Raw genomic sequence first — 17,896 nt, forward strand, 5'->3', positions numbered from 1 at the left:
TCCATGACCACCCTCCCGACCGCCGTCGGGACGCGCCAGAGCGCCGGGGGGTCGGCGGGTCGCGCACCCGCCGCCCCCTCGGGGCCGCGCCGCCGGCGAGGACCGAACGCCAGTCAGTGGGCAGCGGTGGGGTTCGCCGCCCCGCTCCTGGTCTACCTGGTCGTCTTCTACGCCTACCCGCTGTGGCGCAACATCGACCTGAGCCTGCACGACTACACGATCCGCGCGTTCGTGCAGGGCGACCCGGAGTTCGTCGGCCTGGACAACTTCGCCGACGTGTTCTCCTCGCCGCTGTTCGGCACCGCGCTGTGGAACACCGCGGTCTTCACTCTGGTGTCGATCGCGTTCCAGTTCACCATCGGGCTGGCGCTCGCGGTGTTCTTCCGGACGTCGTTCCGGCTGTCCGGGGTGCTGCGTGCGCTGTTCCTGGTGCCGTGGCTGCTCCCGCTGATCGTGTCCTCGTCCACCTGGGCCTGGATGCTGAACAGCGACAACGGCATCGTGAACTCGGTGCTCGGGGCCTTCGGCATCGGGCAGATCAACTGGCTGACCTCGCCGGACACCGCACTGCTGGCGGTGACCATCGCGAACATCTGGCTGGGCATCCCGTTCAACCTGGTGATCCTGTACTCCGGGCTGCAGAACATCCCCGGCGACGTGTACGAGGCGGCTTCGCTGGACGGGGCGAGCGCGTGGCGGCAGTTCCGCAGCATCACGCTGCCGCTGCTCCGTCCGGTGTCCGCGATCACGATCCTGCTCGGCCTGATCTACACGCTGAAGGTCGTCGACGTCATCTGGATCATGACCACCGGCGGGCCGGCGAACGCGTCGACCACGTTCGCGGTCTGGTCCTACCGGGAGGCCTTCGGCACCGGACAGCCCGACTTCTCGCCCGCGGCGGCAGTGGGGAACATCCTCATCCTGGTCGCGCTGGTCTTCGGGTTCCTGCACCTGCAGCTGCAACGCCGTCAGGAGGCGTCATGACCTCGTCCCGTCCCTGGTGGAAGACCGCACTCGGGGTCCTCTTCACCGCGGTCATGCTGTTCCCGGTCTACTGGATGGCGAACGTCTCCCTGACCCGGACCGGCGACCTGCGCTCGGACCCGCCGCACTGGTTCCCGTGGAACCCGACACTGGAGGGCTACCGGGCGGTGATCGCCCAGCAGCTGCCCGCGCTCGGCACCAGCATGCTGGTCGGGCTGGGCTGCGTGGTGCTGACCGTGCTGATCGCGGCACCCGCCGGGTACTCGATCGCGCTGCTGAGGCTGCGGGGTCGGGGGCCGCTGAACTTCCTGCTGCTGGTGGCGCAGATGATCCCGGCGGTGGTGATGGCGATGGGCTTCTACGCCATCTACGTCCGGCTCGGCCTGCTGAACACCATCCCGGGGCTGATCGTCGCGGACTCCACGGTGGCGGTGCCGTTCGGCGTGCTGCTCTACACCGCGTTCATGTCCGGGATCCCGCGCGAGCTGCTGCAGGCGGCCCGGGTGGACGGCGCCGGCACCTGGCGCACCTTCACCTCGATCGTGCTGCCGATCAGCCGGAACTCCACCGTCACGGTGTCCCTGTTCGCGTTCCTGTGGGCCTGGTCGGACTTCATCTTCGCCTCGACCCTGAACCGGAACGGCGACCTGATCCCGATCACGCTCGGCATCTACCACTACATCGGCAACAACACGACCCAGTGGAACGCGATCATGGCGACCGCCGTCGTGGCCTCGGTGCCGGCCGCGGTGCTGCTCGTGCTGGCCCAGCGCTACGTCGCCGCCGGCGTGACCGCCGGAGCGGTCAAGGACTGACCGTCTCCTCCGACCCGAAGGACCCTTCTGTGACCCAGTCCAGCACCACTGTCCCCGTCCGACCTGCGCCGCGGCCGGGACCCGCCGACGCCCGCCCGGTGATCCCGGCCGGGGACGGGGTCCGGCGCGGGCTCGGGCTCGGTGAGGTCCGTCTGACCGGCGGCTTCTGGGGCGACCTCCAGGACACCAACGCGCGGGCCACCCTGAGCCACTGCCTGGACTGGATGGCCCGGCTGGGCTGGCTGGCGAACTTCGACCGGGTGGCCGCCGGGACCACCGGACCGGAGCGGCCGGGCTGGGAGTTCTCCGACTCGGAGGTCTACAAGCTGCTGGAGGCGATGGCCTGGGAGCTGGCCCGGACCGACGATCCCGCGCTCGCGGACCGGTACACCGCGCTGGTGGACCGGGTGGCCGCGGCCCAGGACGACGACGGCTACCTCAACACCTGCTTCGGCCACCCCGGCCGGCCGGACCGGTACACCGACCTGTCCGGCGGCCACGAGCTGTACTGCGTGGGGCATCTGCTCCAGGCGGCGGTCGCCCGGTTGCGCACCGCGGGGGAGGACCTGCTGGTCCGGGTCGCCCGGCGCGCGGCGGACCACGTCTGCCGCGAGTTCGGCCCCGACGGCCGTCAGGCGATCTGCGGGCACCCGGAGATCGAGGTCGGTCTCGCGGAGTTCGGCCGGGCGCTGGGCGAGCCCCGGTACACCGAGCAGGCCCGGCTGTTCGTCGAGCGGCGCGGCCACGGCACGCTGCCGCCCCGCCCGCTGCTCGGTCCCGGCTACTTCCAGGACGACCAGCCGGTGCGCGAGACCGAGGCCTGGCACGGGCACGCGGTCCGGGCGCTCTACCTCGCGGCCGGCGCGGCGGATGTGGCGGTCGACACCGGGGACGAGGACCTGCTCGACGCGGTGCGGCGCCAGTGGCGGCACACCGTCGAGCGGCGGACCTACCTGACCGGCGGCATGGGCTCCCGGCACCAGGACGAGGGGTTCGGCGACGACTGGGAGCTGCCGGCGGACCGGGCCTACTGCGAGACCTGCGCCGGGATCGGCTCGACCATGGTGTCCTGGCGGCTCTACCTGGCGACCGGCGACGTCCGCTACGCCGACCTGATGGAGCGCACCTTCTTCAACGTGCTGGCCACCTCCCCGCGCGGCGACGGGCGGGCGTTCTTCTACGCGAACCCGTTGCAGCAGCGGGTCGCCGGGCAGGACGTGCTGCCGGACGCGGAGAACCCGCGCGCCGAGGGCGGGGTGCGGGCGCCCTGGTTCGACGTGTCGTGCTGCCCGACCAACGTGGCCCGCACGCTGGCGTCCTGGCACGCGTACGCGGCGTCGGTCGACGGTGACCGGTTCACGGTGCTGCAGTACGCGGCGGGGGAGTGGGACGTGCGGCTGGACGGCGGCGGACGGCTCGCGGTCCGGGTGTCGACCCGGTACCCGGACGACGGCGCGGTGCGGGTCGAGGTGCTGGCCGCGCCCGAGCGGGCCGTGACCGTGCGGCTGCGGGTGCCGGAGTGGGCCGGGAACGGCGTGGGTGACGGTGCGGCCGCCACGCTGACCGGCGTCGACGGGGTGACCCGGACCGTGGCCCCCGGCTGGGCCCAGTGCACCGCCGAGTTCCGGCCCGGCGACACGGTGGTGCTGCGGCTGCCGACCGCTCCCCGTCTGACCTGGCCCGACCCGCGGATCGACGCCGTGCGCGGCTGCGTCGCGGTGGAACGCGGACCGCTGGTGCTGTGCCTGGAATCGCCGGACCTGCCGTCCGGCATCGCGCTGGACCAGGTGCGACTGGACCCGGCCGTGCCGCCCCGGGCGGAGGGCGACGGCGCCCTGGTGCGGGTCCGCACGGTCGGCGCCCGGGTGGAGTCGTTCCCGTACACGCCGGTTCCCGCACGCCCGGCGACCGGAGAGGAGATCGACGTGCGGCTGACGCCGTACCACCGCTGGGCCGAGCGGGGGCCGTCGACCATGCGGGTCTTCCTCCCGGTGACCTGACGTGCCCCGCGCGCCCGTCGGCACCGAGAAGCCAGTTCCTGTCGCCGTCCGGGCGGATCGGGCGACAGCGCACGGCTTCTCGGCGCAGCGGCCGCCCGTGTCGATCGAATCCAGTCGAAGGAGACCCGATGACCAGCCCCGTCCGATCTGATTCCCCGGTGCGCGCCGAGGGCACCCGCCTGATCTGGCGCGGCGGCGGGGAGACGCTGGTGGTCGAGCCGTGGGGGCCGGACGCGGTCCGGGTGCGGGCCACGCTGATGGGCGACGTGGTCGACTCCGAGCACGCGCTGCTGCCGCGGTCGGAGGTCCCGGCCGATCGGGCCCGGGTGGAGCTGCGTCCGGACGGGGCGACCCTGATCAACGGCGGGCTGCGGGTCGAGCTGCGCGCGGCGTCCTGGTTCCACGAGCCGGTCGGCTACCCGCGATCCAGCTGTGAGCTGGCGTTCTACGACGCCGAGGGTCGACTGCTGCTGCGCGAGCTGGACCGGGGCGGGTCGCTGGACCTGCAGGCCCGCCGGTTCCGGCCGCGGCTGGGCGGTGACCTGGAACTGACCGCCTCCTTCGAGTCCGACCCGGCGGAGACGTTGTACGGGATGGGGCAGTACCAGCAGCACGTGCTGGACCTGAAGGGGTCGACCTTCGAGCTCGCGCACCGCAACTCGCAGGCCAGCGTGCCGTTCGTGCAGTCCAGCGCCGGATACGGATTCCTGTGGAACGACCCGGCGATCGGACGGGCCACCTTCGCGCGGAACCGCACCGAGTGGTACGCGGAGAGCACCCGGCAGCTGGACTACTGGGTGACCGCGGGGTCGTCACCGGCCCGGATCTCCCGGGCGTACGCCGACGCCACCGGGCACGTGCCGATGATGCCGGAGCGCGGGCTCGGATTCTGGCAGTGCAAGCTCCGCTACCGCAGCCAGGAGGAGCTGCTCGCGGTGGCACGGGAGCACCGGCGGCGCGGACTGCCGATGGACGTGATCGTGGCGGACTTCTTCCACTGGCCGCACATGGGCGACTACCGGTTCGAGGACGAGTTCTGGCCGGACCCGGCGGCGATGGTGGCCGAGCTGACCGAGCTGGGCATCGAGCTGATGGTCTCGGTGTGGCCGCAGGTCGCGCTGGACTCGGAGAACTACGCCGAGCTGCGGTCGGAGAACCTGCTGGTCCGGGCCGAACGCGGACTGGACGTGCAGATGGCCTTCCAGGGCCCGAGCGCCTTCCTCGACGTGACCAACCCCCGGACCCGGCAGTGGCTCTGGGAGACCTGCCGCCGGAACTACGGCGCGCACGGCATCCGCACCTTCTGGCTGGACGAGGCCGAGCCCGAGTACGGGGTCTACGACTACGACGCGTACCGGTACCACGCGGGGCCGGCGCTGCGGGTGGGCAACCTGTACCCGCAGCTGTTCGCCCGGGCGTTCTGGGACGGTCAGCGGGCGGACGGCGAGGACCAGGTGGTGAACCTGGTGCGCTGCGCCTGGGCCGGGAGCCAGCGGTACGGGGCGCTGGTCTGGTCCGGGGACATCTCCTCGACCTTCGAGGACCTCGCCCGGCAGATCACCGCCGGGATCCACATGGGGGTGGCCGGCATCCCGTGGTTCACCACCGACATCGGCGGCTTCCACCGAGGGGACGTCGATGACCCGGCGTTCCACGAGCTGCTGATCCGCTGGTTCCAGCTGGGCGCGTTCAGCCCGGTGATGCGCCTGCACGGCGACCGGCTGCCCTACGAGGACGTCACCGCCGCCGACGGCTCGCCCCGGCTGCGGACCGGAGGGCCGAACGAGCTGTGGAGCTTCGGCGAGGAGGTGTACCGGGTGCTGGCACGCTACGTGCACCTGCGGGAGTCGATGCGGCCCTACCTGCGCGAGGTGATGCGCACCGCGCACGAGCAGGGACAGCCGGTGATGCGCGGACTGTTCCACGACTTCTCGGACGACGACCGCGCGTGGACGGTGGACGACCAGTTCCTGCTCGGTCCCGACGTGCTGGTCGCGCCCGTGCTGGCCGCGGGGCTGACCGAGCGGGAGGTCTACCTGCCCGCGGGTGCGCGCTGGACCGACGTCGCCACCGGCCGGGTGCACGAGGGCGGGCGGACCGTGCCGGTGGCGGCGCCGCTGGACGTGGTGCCGGTGTTCCTGCGGGACGGCGCGCTGCCGGAGCTGGTGGGCCGCACCGCGGCCTGACGGACGAGAGGAGGAACGACCGCACCGGGCACATCCGGCACGTCGTCACCGGCGTGCCCCCACGAGAGAGGTACTCGATGAAGAGCACATCAGTCTCCCGACGGGCAGCGATCGCGCTGCCCAGCGTCCTGGTCCTGACCCTCGGTTCCCTCGGCGGCGCACTCGCGCTGCCCGCGACGGCCGCGACCCCCGATCCCGCACTGCACTGGACGATGGACGAGGTGGTGGACGGCACGGTCGCCGACGCCTCGGGCCACGGCCTGACCGGCAGCGTCGCCGGGACCACCTCCTTGATCGACACCGGCGACGGCGGCACCGCGCTGGACCTGGCGGGCGGAGCGGCCGGCGGGTACGTCGCCGTGCCCCGCGGGGCGCTGGAGGGCGCCACCGATCTGACCGTGTCCACCCGGATCCGCTGGGACGGCACCGGCGGCTCCTGGCAGTGGGCCTACGCGCTGGGCACCGACACCTCGCGCTACCTGTTCACCACGCCGTCGACCAACGAGGGCAGGCTGCGCACCGCGATCACCCAGGCGGGCGGTTCGGCCGAGTCGCAGGTCACCGGCAGTGCGGCGCTGCCCAGCGGTCGGTGGGCCACCCTCACCACCACGCTCGACACCACCGCCGACCGGCTGACCACCTATCTGGACGGGGTGGCGGTCTCCTCGGCGGCGACCTCGCTCAGCGCCGCGGACCTGCTGACCGCGACGGCGAGCGGTGCCGGGTTCGTGGGCAGGTCCTTCTACGCCGACCCGCTGTTCGACGGCGCGGTCGACGACTTCCGGATCTGGCACGCGGCACTGTCCGCCGAGCAGGTCGCCGAGGTGGTCGGCGGTGAGCTGCCCGCCCTGACCGGACTGAGCAGCGACGAGTTCACCGCACGGACCGTGGTCGGAACCGCGCCGGAGCTGCCGGACACCGTGCGCGGCACGTTCTCCGACGGCTACGACCGGGACGTCCCGGTGAGCTGGGACCCGATCGATCCCGAGCGGTACGCCCGGACCGGGGAGTTCACCGCCACGGGCACCGCCGCGGGTCAGGCGGTGTCCGCGCAGGTCACCGTGCACCGGGGTGAGCTGCGGGTCGATCTGGGCACCGACACCGGGGAGTTCCTCGGCGGCGCCTCCGGCCTGCTGTACGGGCTCTACGGCGACGGGATGCCGAGCGACAACCTGGTCGAGGGGATGAACGTCCGCTCGGTGGCCACCAAGGCGCAGGACGGCGCGCAGCACCCCGGCTCGGACGCGCTGGAGGTGGTCGGCTCGCTGGCCGACACCACCGACGGGGACGTCTACCTGCGGGTCACCGACTGGTACCGGGGCTTCCCGTACCAGTGGCCGGGGGACACCCCGGAGGAGAAGCTCGCCGACTACGCGACCGTGCTGGACAACCAGCTCGACATGATCGCCACGCTGCCAGACGAGGACCGGGACAACCTGGTGATCGAGCCGTTCAACGAGCCCGAGGGCAACATGTTCGGCACCGGTGAGTGGAGCCTGGACGGCACCTCCTGGCTGGACGACCCGACCGACTACTTCGCCGCCTGGGACCGCACCTACCGCACGATCAAGGAGCACTTCCCGGACATGCGGGTCGCCGGTCCGGGCACCAGCGTGCTCTTCGACCAGGTCGAGGGCTTCCTGGCGCACACCGTCGAGGCGGGCACCGTGCCGGACATCATCACCTGGCACGAGCTGACCCATCCGGAGGCGATCCGGGACTCGGTGGCGACCTTCCGCGGCTGGGAGGCCGGGGTGTTCGCGGGCACGTCCCACGAGGGCACCGAGCTGCCGATCAACATCAACGAGTACGCCTTCAACTACCACACCTCGGTCCCCGGCCAGATGATCCAGTGGATGTCCGCGATCGAGGACACCAAGGTCGACGCGATGATCGCGTTCTGGAACATCAACGGGAACCTGTCCGACTCGGCGGTGCAGTCCAACCGGGGTAACGGGCAGTGGTGGCTCTACAACGCCTACGCCCAGATGACCGGGCACACCGTCGAGGTCACCCCGCCGAACCCGGGGCAGAACTACACCCTGCAGGGCCTCGCCACCCTGGACGAGGAGCAGGCGATCTCCCGGACGCTGCTCGGCGGCGGCACCGGCTCCGCGCCGGTCGACCTGGTGAACGTGCCGGCCGACGTGTTCGGCGACCAGGTGCGGGTGACCGTGCGGGAGATCCCGTGGACCGGTCAGCTCGGCGACTCCGCCCAGCCCCGGCACCTGGCCGAGCTGACCCTGCCGGTGGTCGACGGCACGGTGGCCCTGGACTTCGGTGGGGACACCCTGCCGGCCCTGGCCGAATCGTCGGCGTACGAGCTGGTGGTCACCCCGGCGGGCTCCGGCGCGACCACCACGGCCACCCCCGACCTGTGGGAGGCCAGCTACGAGGCGGAGGACGCCGCGCACTCCGGCACCGGCTACAGCCGGAACGGCCCGGAGGGCTCCCCGCAGGACGTCGGCAAGTTCTACACCTCCGGCGGCTACGACGTCGGCGGGCTGCGGACCGGGTCGGACGTGGTGCTGGACTTCACCGTGGACGTGCCGCAGGACGGCAGCTACGACCTGTCGGTGTTCGCGAACAGCCTGAACACCTACGGGCTGGTGCAGGACCAGGGGCCGACCAACGTCTTCCTCCGGGTGGACGGCGCGGCCGAGCAGGAGCTGTTCCTGCCCCTGGGCTACAAGTGGGTGGTCTGGGACCACACCGACACCACGGTCGACCTGACCGCCGGGACGCACACGATCAGCCTGGCCGCCCGGGGTCTGGACGGCGGGGCCACCGTGGGCGACGCCATCGTGGACCGGATCACGCTCGCGCTGGCGAACCCCGACGCGGGCACCTCGGTGTACGAGGGCGAGCTGGCCCAGCTGGCCGACGCGCGCACCGACTACACGGTGGGCGACTCCGGTGCCGGTGTGGCCGACCTGGCCGCGGGTGGGACGGCGACGTTCTGGGTCTACGGCCCGGAGGACGCCGAGGCCGCCCTCGGGGTCGACCTGGCCGGGGACGGTGCGGGCACCCTCGCGGTGAACGGCTACGACGTCCTGGACCTGGCCACCGGGGACACCGTGGCCGCGCACCTGCGCGGCGGGGTCAACAAGGTCACCGTCACGGCGGGGGCGGACGGGCTGCGGCTCGACCGGCTCACCGTCGGCGCCGGCGAGGGCCTGCTGACCGGCACCGAGTACCAGGCGGAGGACGCCGCGCTGTCCGGGGAGGCCCAGGTCGTCGACCTGTCCCTGGCGGAGGGCGGCCAGGCGGTCGCGGGCATCGGCGGGGAGCCGGGCAACGACTCCACGCTCACGTTCACCGTGGCGGCCGAGGAGTCCGGTCCGCACGCGGTGGTGGTGCGGTTCTCCAACCCGGAGCAGGTGGACGGGACGCACTACAACCCGAACCCGGTCGCCCGGCACGCCGACATCTCGGTCAACGGGGGCGAGGCGCAGCGCGAGCTGTTCGTGCCGACCTTCCACCAGAACAACTTCTGGGAACGGACGATCGTGCTGGACCTGGACGCGGGGGAGAACACGATCGCCCTGCGCTCCGAGGAGGCCACCAACTGGGACGGCGTGACCTACGCGTCGCAGACCTGGCTCGCGGACTACAACCTGCGCGCGGACGAGGCCCCGATCGTCGACCGGATCACCGTCTCCCCGCTGGCCGCGACCCCGATCGTCGTCGAGGCGTGGCAGTCCGGCACGGTCTACGACCGGGGCGACACCGTGCGCCATGCCGGGGCGACCTGGCTGGCGAGCTGGTGGACGCAGGGCCAGACCCCGGGGGACCCCTGGGGGCCGTGGCAGGAGATCGCGGCGACCGGTGACGGCACCGCGGTGTGGACGGCGTCCCGGATCTTCACCGGCGGCGAGATCGTCGAGCACGACGGCCAGCGCTACACCGCCCGGTGGTGGACCCGGAACCAGGTGCCCGGGGACCCGAACGGCCCCTGGGCGCCGCAGTAGGGCGGACGGCGGTGGGGACGGTCGTCGCGGCGGCCGTCCCCACCGGCGCTCACACCTCGATCACGAAGCTGTTCAGCGAGTCCGCGGGCAGCACCGGCTCCACCACCTGATCGCCGACCGTGATCTGCACCGGCATCTCCTCGGAGGTGTCGTTCTGCATCACGACCACCAGGGAGCCGTCCGGGTTCCGGAACGCCAGCTGGTTCTCGTAGCCGGAGTAGCTCAGGGTCGGCACCAGGCGGGCGCCCGGCTGCACGTAGTGGCTGACGTGCTTGAGCACGACGTACTCGTGCGTGTACTCAAAGCTCGCGGTGGCCGGGTCGACCACGATCAGGGAGTTCTGCGACCAGCCCCACCGGCTGACCCCGCCGCTCTCGAGCGACAGGTTCCAGTACTGGTAGGCGCTGGCGCCGTTGTTCAGGAAGTCACGCATCAGACGCCAGGAGTAGCGGGCGTAGCGCCAGTCGTTCCTGCCGTCGCCGCACTCCTGTTCGGTCTGGTAGATCCGCAGTTCGGGGTGGTCGCGGCGCAGGAACGGCACGATCGACTTGCCGTGCCACTGCACGCCGATGCCGGTGATCGCCGCGGCGGCCTCGGGGTCGGCCAGCACACCGTCGACCAGGTCGACGTCCGGGCGTTCGACGGTGCCGAGGAAGACCTCGACGTCGCGCTCGCGCATCCTCGGCCCGAGGTGGCGGATGAAGGCGGCCAGGCCGGCGGGGGTCCAGGTGCACGACGGGTAGGGCTGCGCCGAGTTGAACTCGTTCTGCGGCATCACCATCCGGATGTCGATGCCGAGCGCGGCGTAGGCGTCCACGAACCGGGCGAAGTACTCCGCGTAGGTGGCCAGGTGCCGCTCGTCCTGGATGAAGGAGTCGGTGCCCTCCTGCTGGACCTGGTCGGCGCGCAGCCCGTTCTCGACCCCGTCGACCCACGGCTGGGCGGAGGCGTAGTGCCCGTTGGTCTTCATCCACTGCGGCGGCACCCACGGCGAGGCCCACAGCCTGAGGTCGCCCTGCTCGGCCTGCGCGGACCGGATGAACGGGATCAGGGTCTCCCGGTCGTTCTCGATGCTGAAGTGCTCCAGTGCGAAGTCACCCGGCACGTCGTCGTAGGAGTAGTAGTCCCGGGCGAAGTCGTTGGCGCCGATCGGCATCCGGCCGATCGTGAAGTTGCCGCCGACACCCGGCGCGTAGAGCTCGCGGAAGATCCCGGAGCGCTGCTCGTCGTCCAGGTGCGCGAGCGAGGTCCAGCCCAGCTCGTTGAAGGTGGCGCCGAAGCCCTCGATCTCCTGGCGTTCGTCGTCGAGCTGGACGAAGACGTCCGGGATGCGGGTGATCGGCCCGGGGTCGACCGTGCCGAGGTCCCGCCAGCGCTCGCGCTCGGTCGTGCTGGTCCAGCTGGTGATCTTCATCGAACACTCCCACGTCGTCGTCGGACCCCTGCTACCTACTGGTCGATAGGTAACGGTAGCCCCGATCCCGACCAGGCGGAAACCTGCTCACGGGCATGTGTACGCTCGTACACATGTCCGTGACGACCTCCCCGGCCACCGTCGACCGCCGGGCCCGCGCCGCCGTCGCCGCGCTGTTCCTCACCAACGGCGCCCTGTTCGCCAACCTGATCCCGCGCTACCCGCAGATCAAGGCGGAACTCGGCCTTGGCAACGCCGCGTACGGGTTGGCGGTCGCGGCGTTCCCCACCGGGGCGATCGTGGCCGGCCTCGGTGCGGCGTGGGCGATCCGGCGTCTCGGCTCCGCCCGGGCCGCGGTGCTCGGCACCCTGGTCACCGCGCTGGGGGTGTGCGCCGCCGCCGTCGCACCGACCGTCGGACTGTTGATGGCCGCCCTGTTCCTGGCCGGGGCGATGGACGCGATCACGGATGTGGCGCAGAACGCCCACGGTCTCCGGGTCCAGCGCCGGTACGGCCGGTCGATCATCAACTCCTTCCACGCGGTGTGGTCGATCGGCGCCGTGATCGGCGGGTCGATGGCCGCCGGTGCGATCGCGCTGGACGTCCCGCGCGGAGTGCACCTGGCCGTCTCGGGCGCGCTGTTCTCCGTGGTCGCCCTGGTCGCGCTCCGGTTCTGCCTGCCCGGCACGGACGGCGACGACGACGCGACGGCCGGTCCCGGCCAGCACGGCGATCGGGTCGGGGCGTCGCGGGGCAGGATCGTGCTGGTCCTCGCGGCACTGGTGCTGATCGCGACCGCCGGGACCCTGGTCGAGGACTCCGGCAACTCCTGGGCCGCGATCTACCTCTCCGGCTCGCTGGGCGCCGCCGCCGCGGTGGCCGCGACCGGCTACATCGCGCTGACCGGCGCGCAGTTCATCGGCCGACTGCTCGGCGACCGGTTGGTCGACCGGTTCGGTCAGCGTGCGGTCGCCCGGACCGGCGGCGTCCTGGTCGCGCTCGGCATGGGCTCCGCACTGGCGTTCCCGTCCGTGCCCGGCACCGTCGCCGGGTTCGCGGTCGCGGGGTTCGGTGTCGCGACCCTGGTCCCGGCCGCCATGCACGAGGCGGACGAGCTCCCCGGGTTGAAGCCCGGCACCGGACTGACCGTGGTGTCCTGGCTGATGCGGCTCGGGTTCCTGGCGTCACCGCCGCTGGTCGGACTGGTGGCGGACGCGAGCAGCGTCCGGGTCGGACTGCTGGTGGTGCCGATCGCCGGACTGATCGTGGTGCTGACCGCGGGGGTGTTGCAGGGCCGTCGCCGCTAGCGGCTCTCCGGGTCGTCGCCGAAGGCGCGGACCTCCTGCTTGCAGCGGCAGGAGTCGGCGATCCGCGCCGCCCAGTGCAGCGCGGTCTCCCGGTCCGGGACGTCGAGCACGGTGTACCCGCCCTCGAGTCGTGCGGTCTGCGGGTAGGTCCCCTCGGTGACCACGCCGTCCTTGTCGACCAGCACGGGTGGGATGCTCTCGTCGATGCCCCCGCCGAACACCCAGACGCCGGCCGCCTTCGCCTCCCGCACCACGGCGTGCGACGCGTCGACGACCGCCTGGAACTCGCCGTCCGGGATGTCCATCTCCCCGCTCGGGAAGGAGATCAGGTAATGGGTCATGCGCCCATCGTGCTCCGCTACGCCAGGATCTGCACCGCGCGGATCAACGGCCCGATCACGACCAGGTACATCAGCCCGAAGAACACCCCTGCCGTCACCGTGTATCCCGCCGCGGTCGCCGGTGCACCGGGCTGCCGCAGGTGGGCCACCAGCTTCAGGACGATCCGCCACGGCCGCAGCACGTCCCAGCTGTTCAGGCGCAGATTCCGCCCGAGGTAGATCCCGAACGCGGCCAGGAGCAGCACCAAGCCGGTGACGATCCGCACCTCCGCGCTGGTCAGGGGTTCCACCGCGTCGAACCGCACGGCGACGTAGCCCAGCTGCACCAGGAACACGTTGAACAGCATGTTCAGCACGCCGGACATCGCCAGCGACAGCACCAGCAGCAGGTCGAACCACTCCGGCACCCGCTCGCCCGGTCGGCGATGGTTGAGGTTCAGCTCGGTGATCAGGTAGCCGGCATTCGGCAGGAGCAGCAGCCAGACGCCGAGCAGGATCGCGCCCAGGACCACGATCAGCGCCGGCGGCGCACTCGCGGCGAGCAGCACCGCCAGCACCAGCACGGCCGCCAGCAGGACCAGCACCGGGGCCACCGACAGACCGACGTTCAGGAGCATCGGGCGGTAGAGCCGGGTGCGGAACAGCCAGGATCGCAGCAGGACCAACGCCACGGCCAGCACGTTCATCCCGACGATCCCGACGATGCTGTCGTTGAGGAGCATCCGGCCATCGTGCCGGAGGGCGGGACTACGCGCTCAGCAGCGCCGCGCCCGCGCGGCTGCCCACCAACGCCTCGAACCACACGGTCTTCCCCACGCCGGGATGCAGGTCCACACCCCAGGTCGACGACAGCATGTCCACGATCCGCATCCCGTTCCCGCCGGGTCGCCCCGGACTGGTGGGCCGGACCACCGGGAGCGTGGTGTCCGTGTCGGTGACCGCGACGCGCAAGGCGTCGTCGTGCATCCGGGCGCAGACCGAGATCGGCGCATGGTTGCCGGTGTGCACCACAGCATTGGTGAGGAGCTCACTGGTGAGCAGCTCGACGGTGTGCTCGGTGGCGGGGCCTGCGTGCACCCGACGGGCGAGGGAGGCGGCCCAGTGCCGGGCACGTGCGATCGAGGAAGGGTCTGCGGGCAACAGCAGTCGCTCGGACATTCTGGCTCCTTTCGCGGTCGCAGTGCTCTCCCAGGGTGACGCCGATCCGTCGGGTGTGCATCCCGGCGCCCGGGCTCAGAACCCTTCGGGGGGCGGGGCGACCCGGATCCGCGTGATCCGACGCCCGTCGACCTGCACGATCTCCAGTCGGTGACCGTCGATCGGCACGCTGTCGCCGATCTGTCCGAGTCGGCCGAGCCGGGCGATCAGGAACCCCGCGACGGTCTCGTAGGGGCCGTCCGCCAGGGCGACGCCGGTGAGCTCGGCGAACTCCTCGATGCTGAGCCCGGCGTCGTAGGTGCCCGGGGCGCCCTCGTGGTGCTCGGGGCCGGAGGACCCCGCGATGTCGTACTCGTCCCGGATCTCCCCGACCAGCTCCTCGACCAGGTCCTCCAGGGTGACGATGCCGTCCGTGCCCCCGTACTCGTCGACCACCACCGCGATGTGCACGCCCTCGCGGCGCATCCGGGACAGCGACGGGAGGATCTTGTTCGTGCCGGGCAGCGCGACGATCTCCCGCATCGCGTCCCGGACGGTCCGTGCGGGGTCGCGGGCGTCGATCAGGTCCCGGATGTGCAGGAAGCCGAGCACGTCGTCGAAGTCCTCACCGATGACCGGGTAGCGGGACCACGGCTGGTCGCGGACCTCGTCCAGGGCGTCGCCGAGCGTGAGGCCGCCGTCCAGGAACCGGACCTCGCCACGGGGCCGCATCACCTCGGCGACGGAGCGGTCGCTGGCCTCGAACACATCGCCGAGGATCCGCCGCTCGTCCTCGGGCAGGCCCTGATGGGCGATCACCAGGTCGCGGAGCTCGGCCTCGGACATCTCCTCGCTGGTGGCGGAGGGGTCGCCGCCGAACAACCGGACCAGCAGATTGGTGGACCGGGACAGCAGCCAGATCACCGGGCGCATCAGGGTCGCGAACCGGTCCAGCGGTGGTGCGACGGCCAGGGCGACCTTGGCCGACGACTGCAGGGCGATCCGCTTGGGCACCAGCTCGCCGAGCACCAGGGACAGATAGGCGATCACCAGGGTCAGCAGCACCAGGGCGATCGTGGCCGCGGGTCCGGCCGGGACGCCCAGCGACTCGATCACCGGGGCGAAGTCGGGCGCGATCGTGGAGGCGCCGTACGCGGCGGAGAAGAAGCCCGCGACCGTGACGCCGATCTGCACGGCGGCCAGGAAGCGGTTCGGGTCCCGCGCCACGGCGGCCACCCGTGCGCCACGGGTGCTCTGCCGCTCCATCCGGTTGATCTGGCTCTCCCGGAGCGAGACCAGCGCGATCTCCGTCCCGGCGAACACGCCGCCGATCAGGATGAAGAGCAGGACCAGGGCGATGTTCGCCCATGTCTCGGAGTCCATCAGCGGTGCGCTCCCCCCGGTCGGGCGGCGCACCGCACGGGACTGAGAGGCGGTGAGGTCGACATGCACCGATCCAAGACGGTCCGCACCGGATCTGCACGCCGAATCACCCCCGTGCGACACAGCCGGTTCCTAGGCTGCGGATGTCGGCGACGCCATCGGTGGCGGCGCCCCGGTCGTCAGGGGTCTGGATGCGGTCTCGGGTGGTGGCGGTGCTGGTGGCCGTCGTTCTGGTGGGGTCGGTCGCTGCGTGCGGCGGGGACGACGGCGACGACCGGCAGCAGGTCGCCGAGGCGCTCGCGGCGGCGCTCACCGACGGGGACTTCTCCGACGTGCCGCTGGCGGGTGCGACCGGGCAGGAGGCCGCCGAGCGCCGGGAGGCCGTGATCGGCGGGATGACCCCGTGGCAGCCGACGGTCACGGCCGGGACGGTCGTCGACGGTCAGGACGACGACAGCGCGGGTGTCACGCTCCGCTACACCTGGGACCTGGACGGAGCGGCCTGGACCTACGACACCCACGCCGGGCTGACCCGGGTCGACGACGAGTGGCGGGCCACCTGGAGCTCCATGCTGCTGGCCCCGGACCTCAGCGACGCCGAGGTGCTGACCGTGCAGCGGGCCTACCCGGAGCGGGCGCAGGTGCTCGGGGCCGGGGACGCCGTCATCGTGGAGAACCGCCCGGTGAACCGGGTCGGGATCGACAAGACCCGGCTGACCGCCGACCAGTGGGACGGCGCCGCCCGCCAGCTCGCCACCGCCCTGGAGATGGACCCGGACGCCTACGCCGCCCAGGTGGCGGCCGCCGGGGAGAAGGCGTTCGTCGAGGCGATCGTGATCCGGGACGGCGACCCGGACTACTCGACCGGTGAGCTGACCACGCTGCCCGGGGTGATCGCCACCACCGACACCCTGCCGCTGGCGCCCAGCCGGACGTTCGCGCGGCCGGTGCTCGGATCGGTGGGCCAGGCGACCGCCGAGCTGATCGAGCAGTCGGAGGGCGCGCTGGCCGCCGGGGACCTCACCGGGCTGAGCGGGCTGCAGCGGCAGTACGACGACCAGGTGCGCGGCACCCCCGGCGTGACCGTGCTCGCGGGCGAGCGGCTGCTGTTCAGCACTGAGCCGCAGGCCGGCGAACCGCTGCGCGTGACCCTCGACCCGACCGTGCAGACCATCGCGGAGAACGTGCTGTCCTCGACGACCGAGGGCGCCTCGGCGCTGGTCGCGATCCGGCCGTCCACCGGGGAGATCGTCGCGGTGGCCAGCGGCCCGGGCGGGGACGGCACCTCGACCGCGACGCTCGGGCTGTACGCGCCGGGATCGACCTTCAAGGTGGCGAGCTCGCTGGCCCTGCTACGGGCGGGGCTGACACCGGACAGCCCACTGGAGTGCCCCGCCACGCTCACCGTCGACGGGCGTGAGTTCCAGAACGTGCCCGGCTACCCGACCGACCGGCTGGGCACCGTCACGCTGCGCACCGCGGTGGCGAACTCCTGCAACACCGCGTTCCTCGGCGCCCGGGACACCGTGGACCAGGCGGCGCTCGCGAGTGCCGCGCAGTCGCTCGGGATCACCGAGGCCGACCTCGGGTTCGCGGCCACCCTCGGGTCGGTGCCCACCGAGTCCGACGGGACGGATCACGCCGCGTCGCTGATCGGGCAGGGCCGGGTGCAGGCCACGCCGCTGGGGATGGCGACGGTCGCGGCGTCGGTGGTGGCCGGGCACCGGGTGGTGCCGCAGCTGGTGGTGGGTGCGGGCACCGCGCCGGCCGACTCCGCCCCGCCGCTGACCGCGGAGGAGGCCGAGGCGCTGCGGTCGATGATGCGGTCGGTGGTGACCGAGGGCGGGTCGACCTTCCTGCAGGACGTGCCGGGCGCCGAGGTGATCGCGAAGTCCGGCACCGCGCAGTACGGCGACGGCGAGCAGGCGCACGCCTGGATGATCGCGGGCCAGGGCGACCTCGCGGTGGCGGTGTTCGTGGAGACCGGCACGTCCGGCGTGGACACCGCGGGGCCGCTGCTGGAGGCGTTCCTGACCGCGATCGCGTGAGGATCGGCGCCGGTCACGCGGCGAGCGGGTGAAATCGGCGCCGACCCCTCCCGTCCGGCCCGGCCCGCTCCTACAGTCAGATCCGTCAGCGACAAGGCAAACCCTCCGCAAGGCGGGGACGCAAAGCCACGGGACCCACGGGGTCAGCCGGGCTGCCGAACGAAGGATGTGCCCCATGGACCCGCGCGGATACTCCGAGCCGATCGACGGCGACCTGACCGAGCGTCTGGCCTCGCGCCTCGGCTCCTGGAGCCGCCTGGCCGCCGGTCGCCTGGCCGAGGTCCCGGCCCAGGGCCCCGCCCGCGCCTGA

General features: G+C 72.2%; 13 protein-coding genes and 1 riboswitch. Of the genes, 8 read left to right on the top strand and 5 right to left on the bottom strand.

What is annotated here, in order from left to right; all coding sequences use genetic code 11:
* The first annotated feature begins 3 nt into the window (after positions 1-3).
* The 5 genes from OGL89_RS03135 to OGL89_RS03155 all read left to right on the top strand — a co-directional run bounded on the left by OGL89_RS03135 (position 4) and on the right by OGL89_RS03155 (position 9,956).
* Positions 4-984 (top strand): sugar ABC transporter permease, encoded by a 981-nt coding sequence (locus tag OGL89_RS03135; RefSeq protein ID WP_263118412.1) that lies wholly within the window; start codon positions 4-6, stop codon positions 982-984.
* Positions 981-1,799, top strand: a complete 819-nt coding sequence (locus OGL89_RS03140; RefSeq protein WP_263118413.1) for a carbohydrate ABC transporter permease — start codon at positions 981-983, stop codon at positions 1,797-1,799. The genes OGL89_RS03135 and OGL89_RS03140 overlap by 4 nt, the downstream gene beginning before the upstream one ends.
* A 29-nt stretch (positions 1,800-1,828) precedes the next feature.
* Positions 1,829-3,799: a glycoside hydrolase family 127 protein gene (locus OGL89_RS03145; RefSeq protein WP_263118414.1), complete on the top strand. Its 1,971-nt coding sequence runs from the start codon at positions 1,829-1,831 to the stop codon at positions 3,797-3,799.
* A gap of 128 nt (positions 3,800-3,927) precedes the next feature.
* Positions 3,928-5,985, top strand: coding sequence for a TIM-barrel domain-containing protein (locus OGL89_RS03150; protein WP_263118415.1), 2,058 nt, complete (start codon positions 3,928-3,930; stop codon positions 5,983-5,985).
* 77 nt (positions 5,986-6,062) lie between these two features.
* Positions 6,063-9,956, top strand: coding sequence for a LamG-like jellyroll fold domain-containing protein (locus OGL89_RS03155; protein ID WP_263118416.1), 3,894 nt, complete (start codon positions 6,063-6,065; stop codon positions 9,954-9,956).
* Between the two features lie 49 nt (positions 9,957-10,005).
* On the opposite strand, the gene OGL89_RS03160 is transcribed toward OGL89_RS03155, so the two are convergent.
* Complete coding sequence (locus tag OGL89_RS03160; RefSeq protein ID WP_263118417.1) at positions 10,006-11,370, bottom strand: glycoside hydrolase family 30 beta sandwich domain-containing protein; 1,365 nt, start codon at positions 11,368-11,370, stop codon at positions 10,006-10,008.
* A gap of 113 nt (positions 11,371-11,483) precedes the next feature.
* On the opposite strand from OGL89_RS03160, the gene OGL89_RS03165 reads away from it, so the two are divergent.
* Positions 11,484-12,677, top strand: coding sequence for an MFS transporter (locus tag OGL89_RS03165; protein WP_263118418.1), 1,194 nt, complete (start codon positions 11,484-11,486; stop codon positions 12,675-12,677).
* On the opposite strand, the gene OGL89_RS03170 is transcribed toward OGL89_RS03165, so the two are convergent.
* The 4 genes from OGL89_RS03170 to OGL89_RS03185 all read right to left on the bottom strand — a co-directional run bounded on the left by OGL89_RS03170 (position 12,674) and on the right by OGL89_RS03185 (position 15,538).
* Positions 12,674-13,018, bottom strand: coding sequence for a YciI family protein (locus OGL89_RS03170; protein WP_263118419.1), 345 nt, complete (start codon positions 13,016-13,018; stop codon positions 12,674-12,676). The two genes, OGL89_RS03165 and OGL89_RS03170, sit on opposite strands and share 4 nt — an antisense overlap.
* A gap of 17 nt (positions 13,019-13,035) precedes the next feature.
* Positions 13,036-13,740 (bottom strand): DUF1361 domain-containing protein, encoded by a 705-nt coding sequence (locus tag OGL89_RS03175; RefSeq protein WP_263118420.1) that lies wholly within the window; start codon positions 13,738-13,740, stop codon positions 13,036-13,038.
* Positions 13,741-13,765: 25 nt separating this feature from the next.
* Positions 13,766-14,176 carry an ATP-binding protein gene (locus OGL89_RS03180; protein ID WP_263118421.1) on the bottom strand — a complete coding sequence of 137 codons (411 nt, stop codon included), beginning with the start codon at positions 14,174-14,176 and terminating at the stop codon, positions 13,766-13,768.
* A 75-nt stretch (positions 14,177-14,251) separates the two neighbouring features.
* On the bottom strand, positions 14,252-15,538 hold the full coding sequence (locus tag OGL89_RS03185; RefSeq protein WP_263118422.1) for a hemolysin family protein: 1,287 nt from the start codon (positions 15,536-15,538) through the stop codon (positions 14,252-14,254).
* A gap of 191 nt (positions 15,539-15,729) precedes the next feature.
* Here OGL89_RS03185 and OGL89_RS03190 point away from each other — a divergent pair, with 191 nt between their 5' ends.
* Both OGL89_RS03190 and OGL89_RS03195 read left to right on the top strand, forming a co-directional pair.
* A complete protein-coding gene (locus OGL89_RS03190) occupies positions 15,730-17,586 on the top strand; it encodes a penicillin-binding transpeptidase domain-containing protein (RefSeq protein WP_263118423.1) in 1,857 nt (618 codons plus the stop codon).
* An 85-nt stretch (positions 17,587-17,671) separates the two neighbouring features.
* A riboswitch (cyclic di-GMP riboswitch) is annotated at positions 17,672-17,746 on the top strand.
* Between the two features lie 15 nt (positions 17,747-17,761).
* Positions 17,762-17,896: a hypothetical protein gene (locus OGL89_RS03195; protein WP_263118424.1), complete on the top strand. Its 135-nt coding sequence runs from the start codon at positions 17,762-17,764 to the stop codon at positions 17,894-17,896.

It is taken from the genome of Cellulomonas sp. RIT-PI-Y (assembly GCF_025642745.1).
Lineage (GTDB): Bacteria > Actinomycetota > Actinomycetes > Actinomycetales > Cellulomonadaceae > Cellulomonas.

Bases quoted from the DNA above. Each gene is read 5' to 3' on its own strand.
- OGL89_RS03150 (WP_263118415.1), top strand. From the start codon at position 3,928: ATGACCAGCCCCGTCCGATCTGATTCCCCGGTGCGCGCCGAGGGCACC.
- OGL89_RS03175 (WP_263118420.1), bottom strand. From the start codon at position 13,740: ATGCTCCTCAACGACAGCATCGTCGGGATCGTCGGGATGAACGTGCTG.
- OGL89_RS03180 (WP_263118421.1), bottom strand. From the start codon at position 14,176: ATGTCCGAGCGACTGCTGTTGCCCGCAGACCCTTCCTCGATCGCACGT.
- OGL89_RS03190 (WP_263118423.1), top strand. From the start codon at position 15,730: ATGCGGTCTCGGGTGGTGGCGGTGCTGGTGGCCGTCGTTCTGGTGGGG.
- OGL89_RS03135 (WP_263118412.1), top strand. From the start codon at position 4: ATGACCACCCTCCCGACCGCCGTCGGGACGCGCCAGAGCGCCGGGGGG.
- OGL89_RS03170 (WP_263118419.1), bottom strand. From the start codon at position 13,018: ATGACCCATTACCTGATCTCCTTCCCGAGCGGGGAGATGGACATCCCG.
- OGL89_RS03160 (WP_263118417.1), bottom strand. From the start codon at position 11,370: ATGAAGATCACCAGCTGGACCAGCACGACCGAGCGCGAGCGCTGGCGG.
- OGL89_RS03185 (WP_263118422.1), bottom strand. From the start codon at position 15,538: ATGGACTCCGAGACATGGGCGAACATCGCCCTGGTCCTGCTCTTCATC.
- OGL89_RS03155 (WP_263118416.1), top strand. From the start codon at position 6,063: ATGAAGAGCACATCAGTCTCCCGACGGGCAGCGATCGCGCTGCCCAGC.
- OGL89_RS03140 (WP_263118413.1), top strand. From the start codon at position 981: ATGACCTCGTCCCGTCCCTGGTGGAAGACCGCACTCGGGGTCCTCTTC.
- OGL89_RS03165 (WP_263118418.1), top strand. From the start codon at position 11,484: ATGTCCGTGACGACCTCCCCGGCCACCGTCGACCGCCGGGCCCGCGCC.
- OGL89_RS03195 (WP_263118424.1), top strand. From the start codon at position 17,762: ATGGACCCGCGCGGATACTCCGAGCCGATCGACGGCGACCTGACCGAG.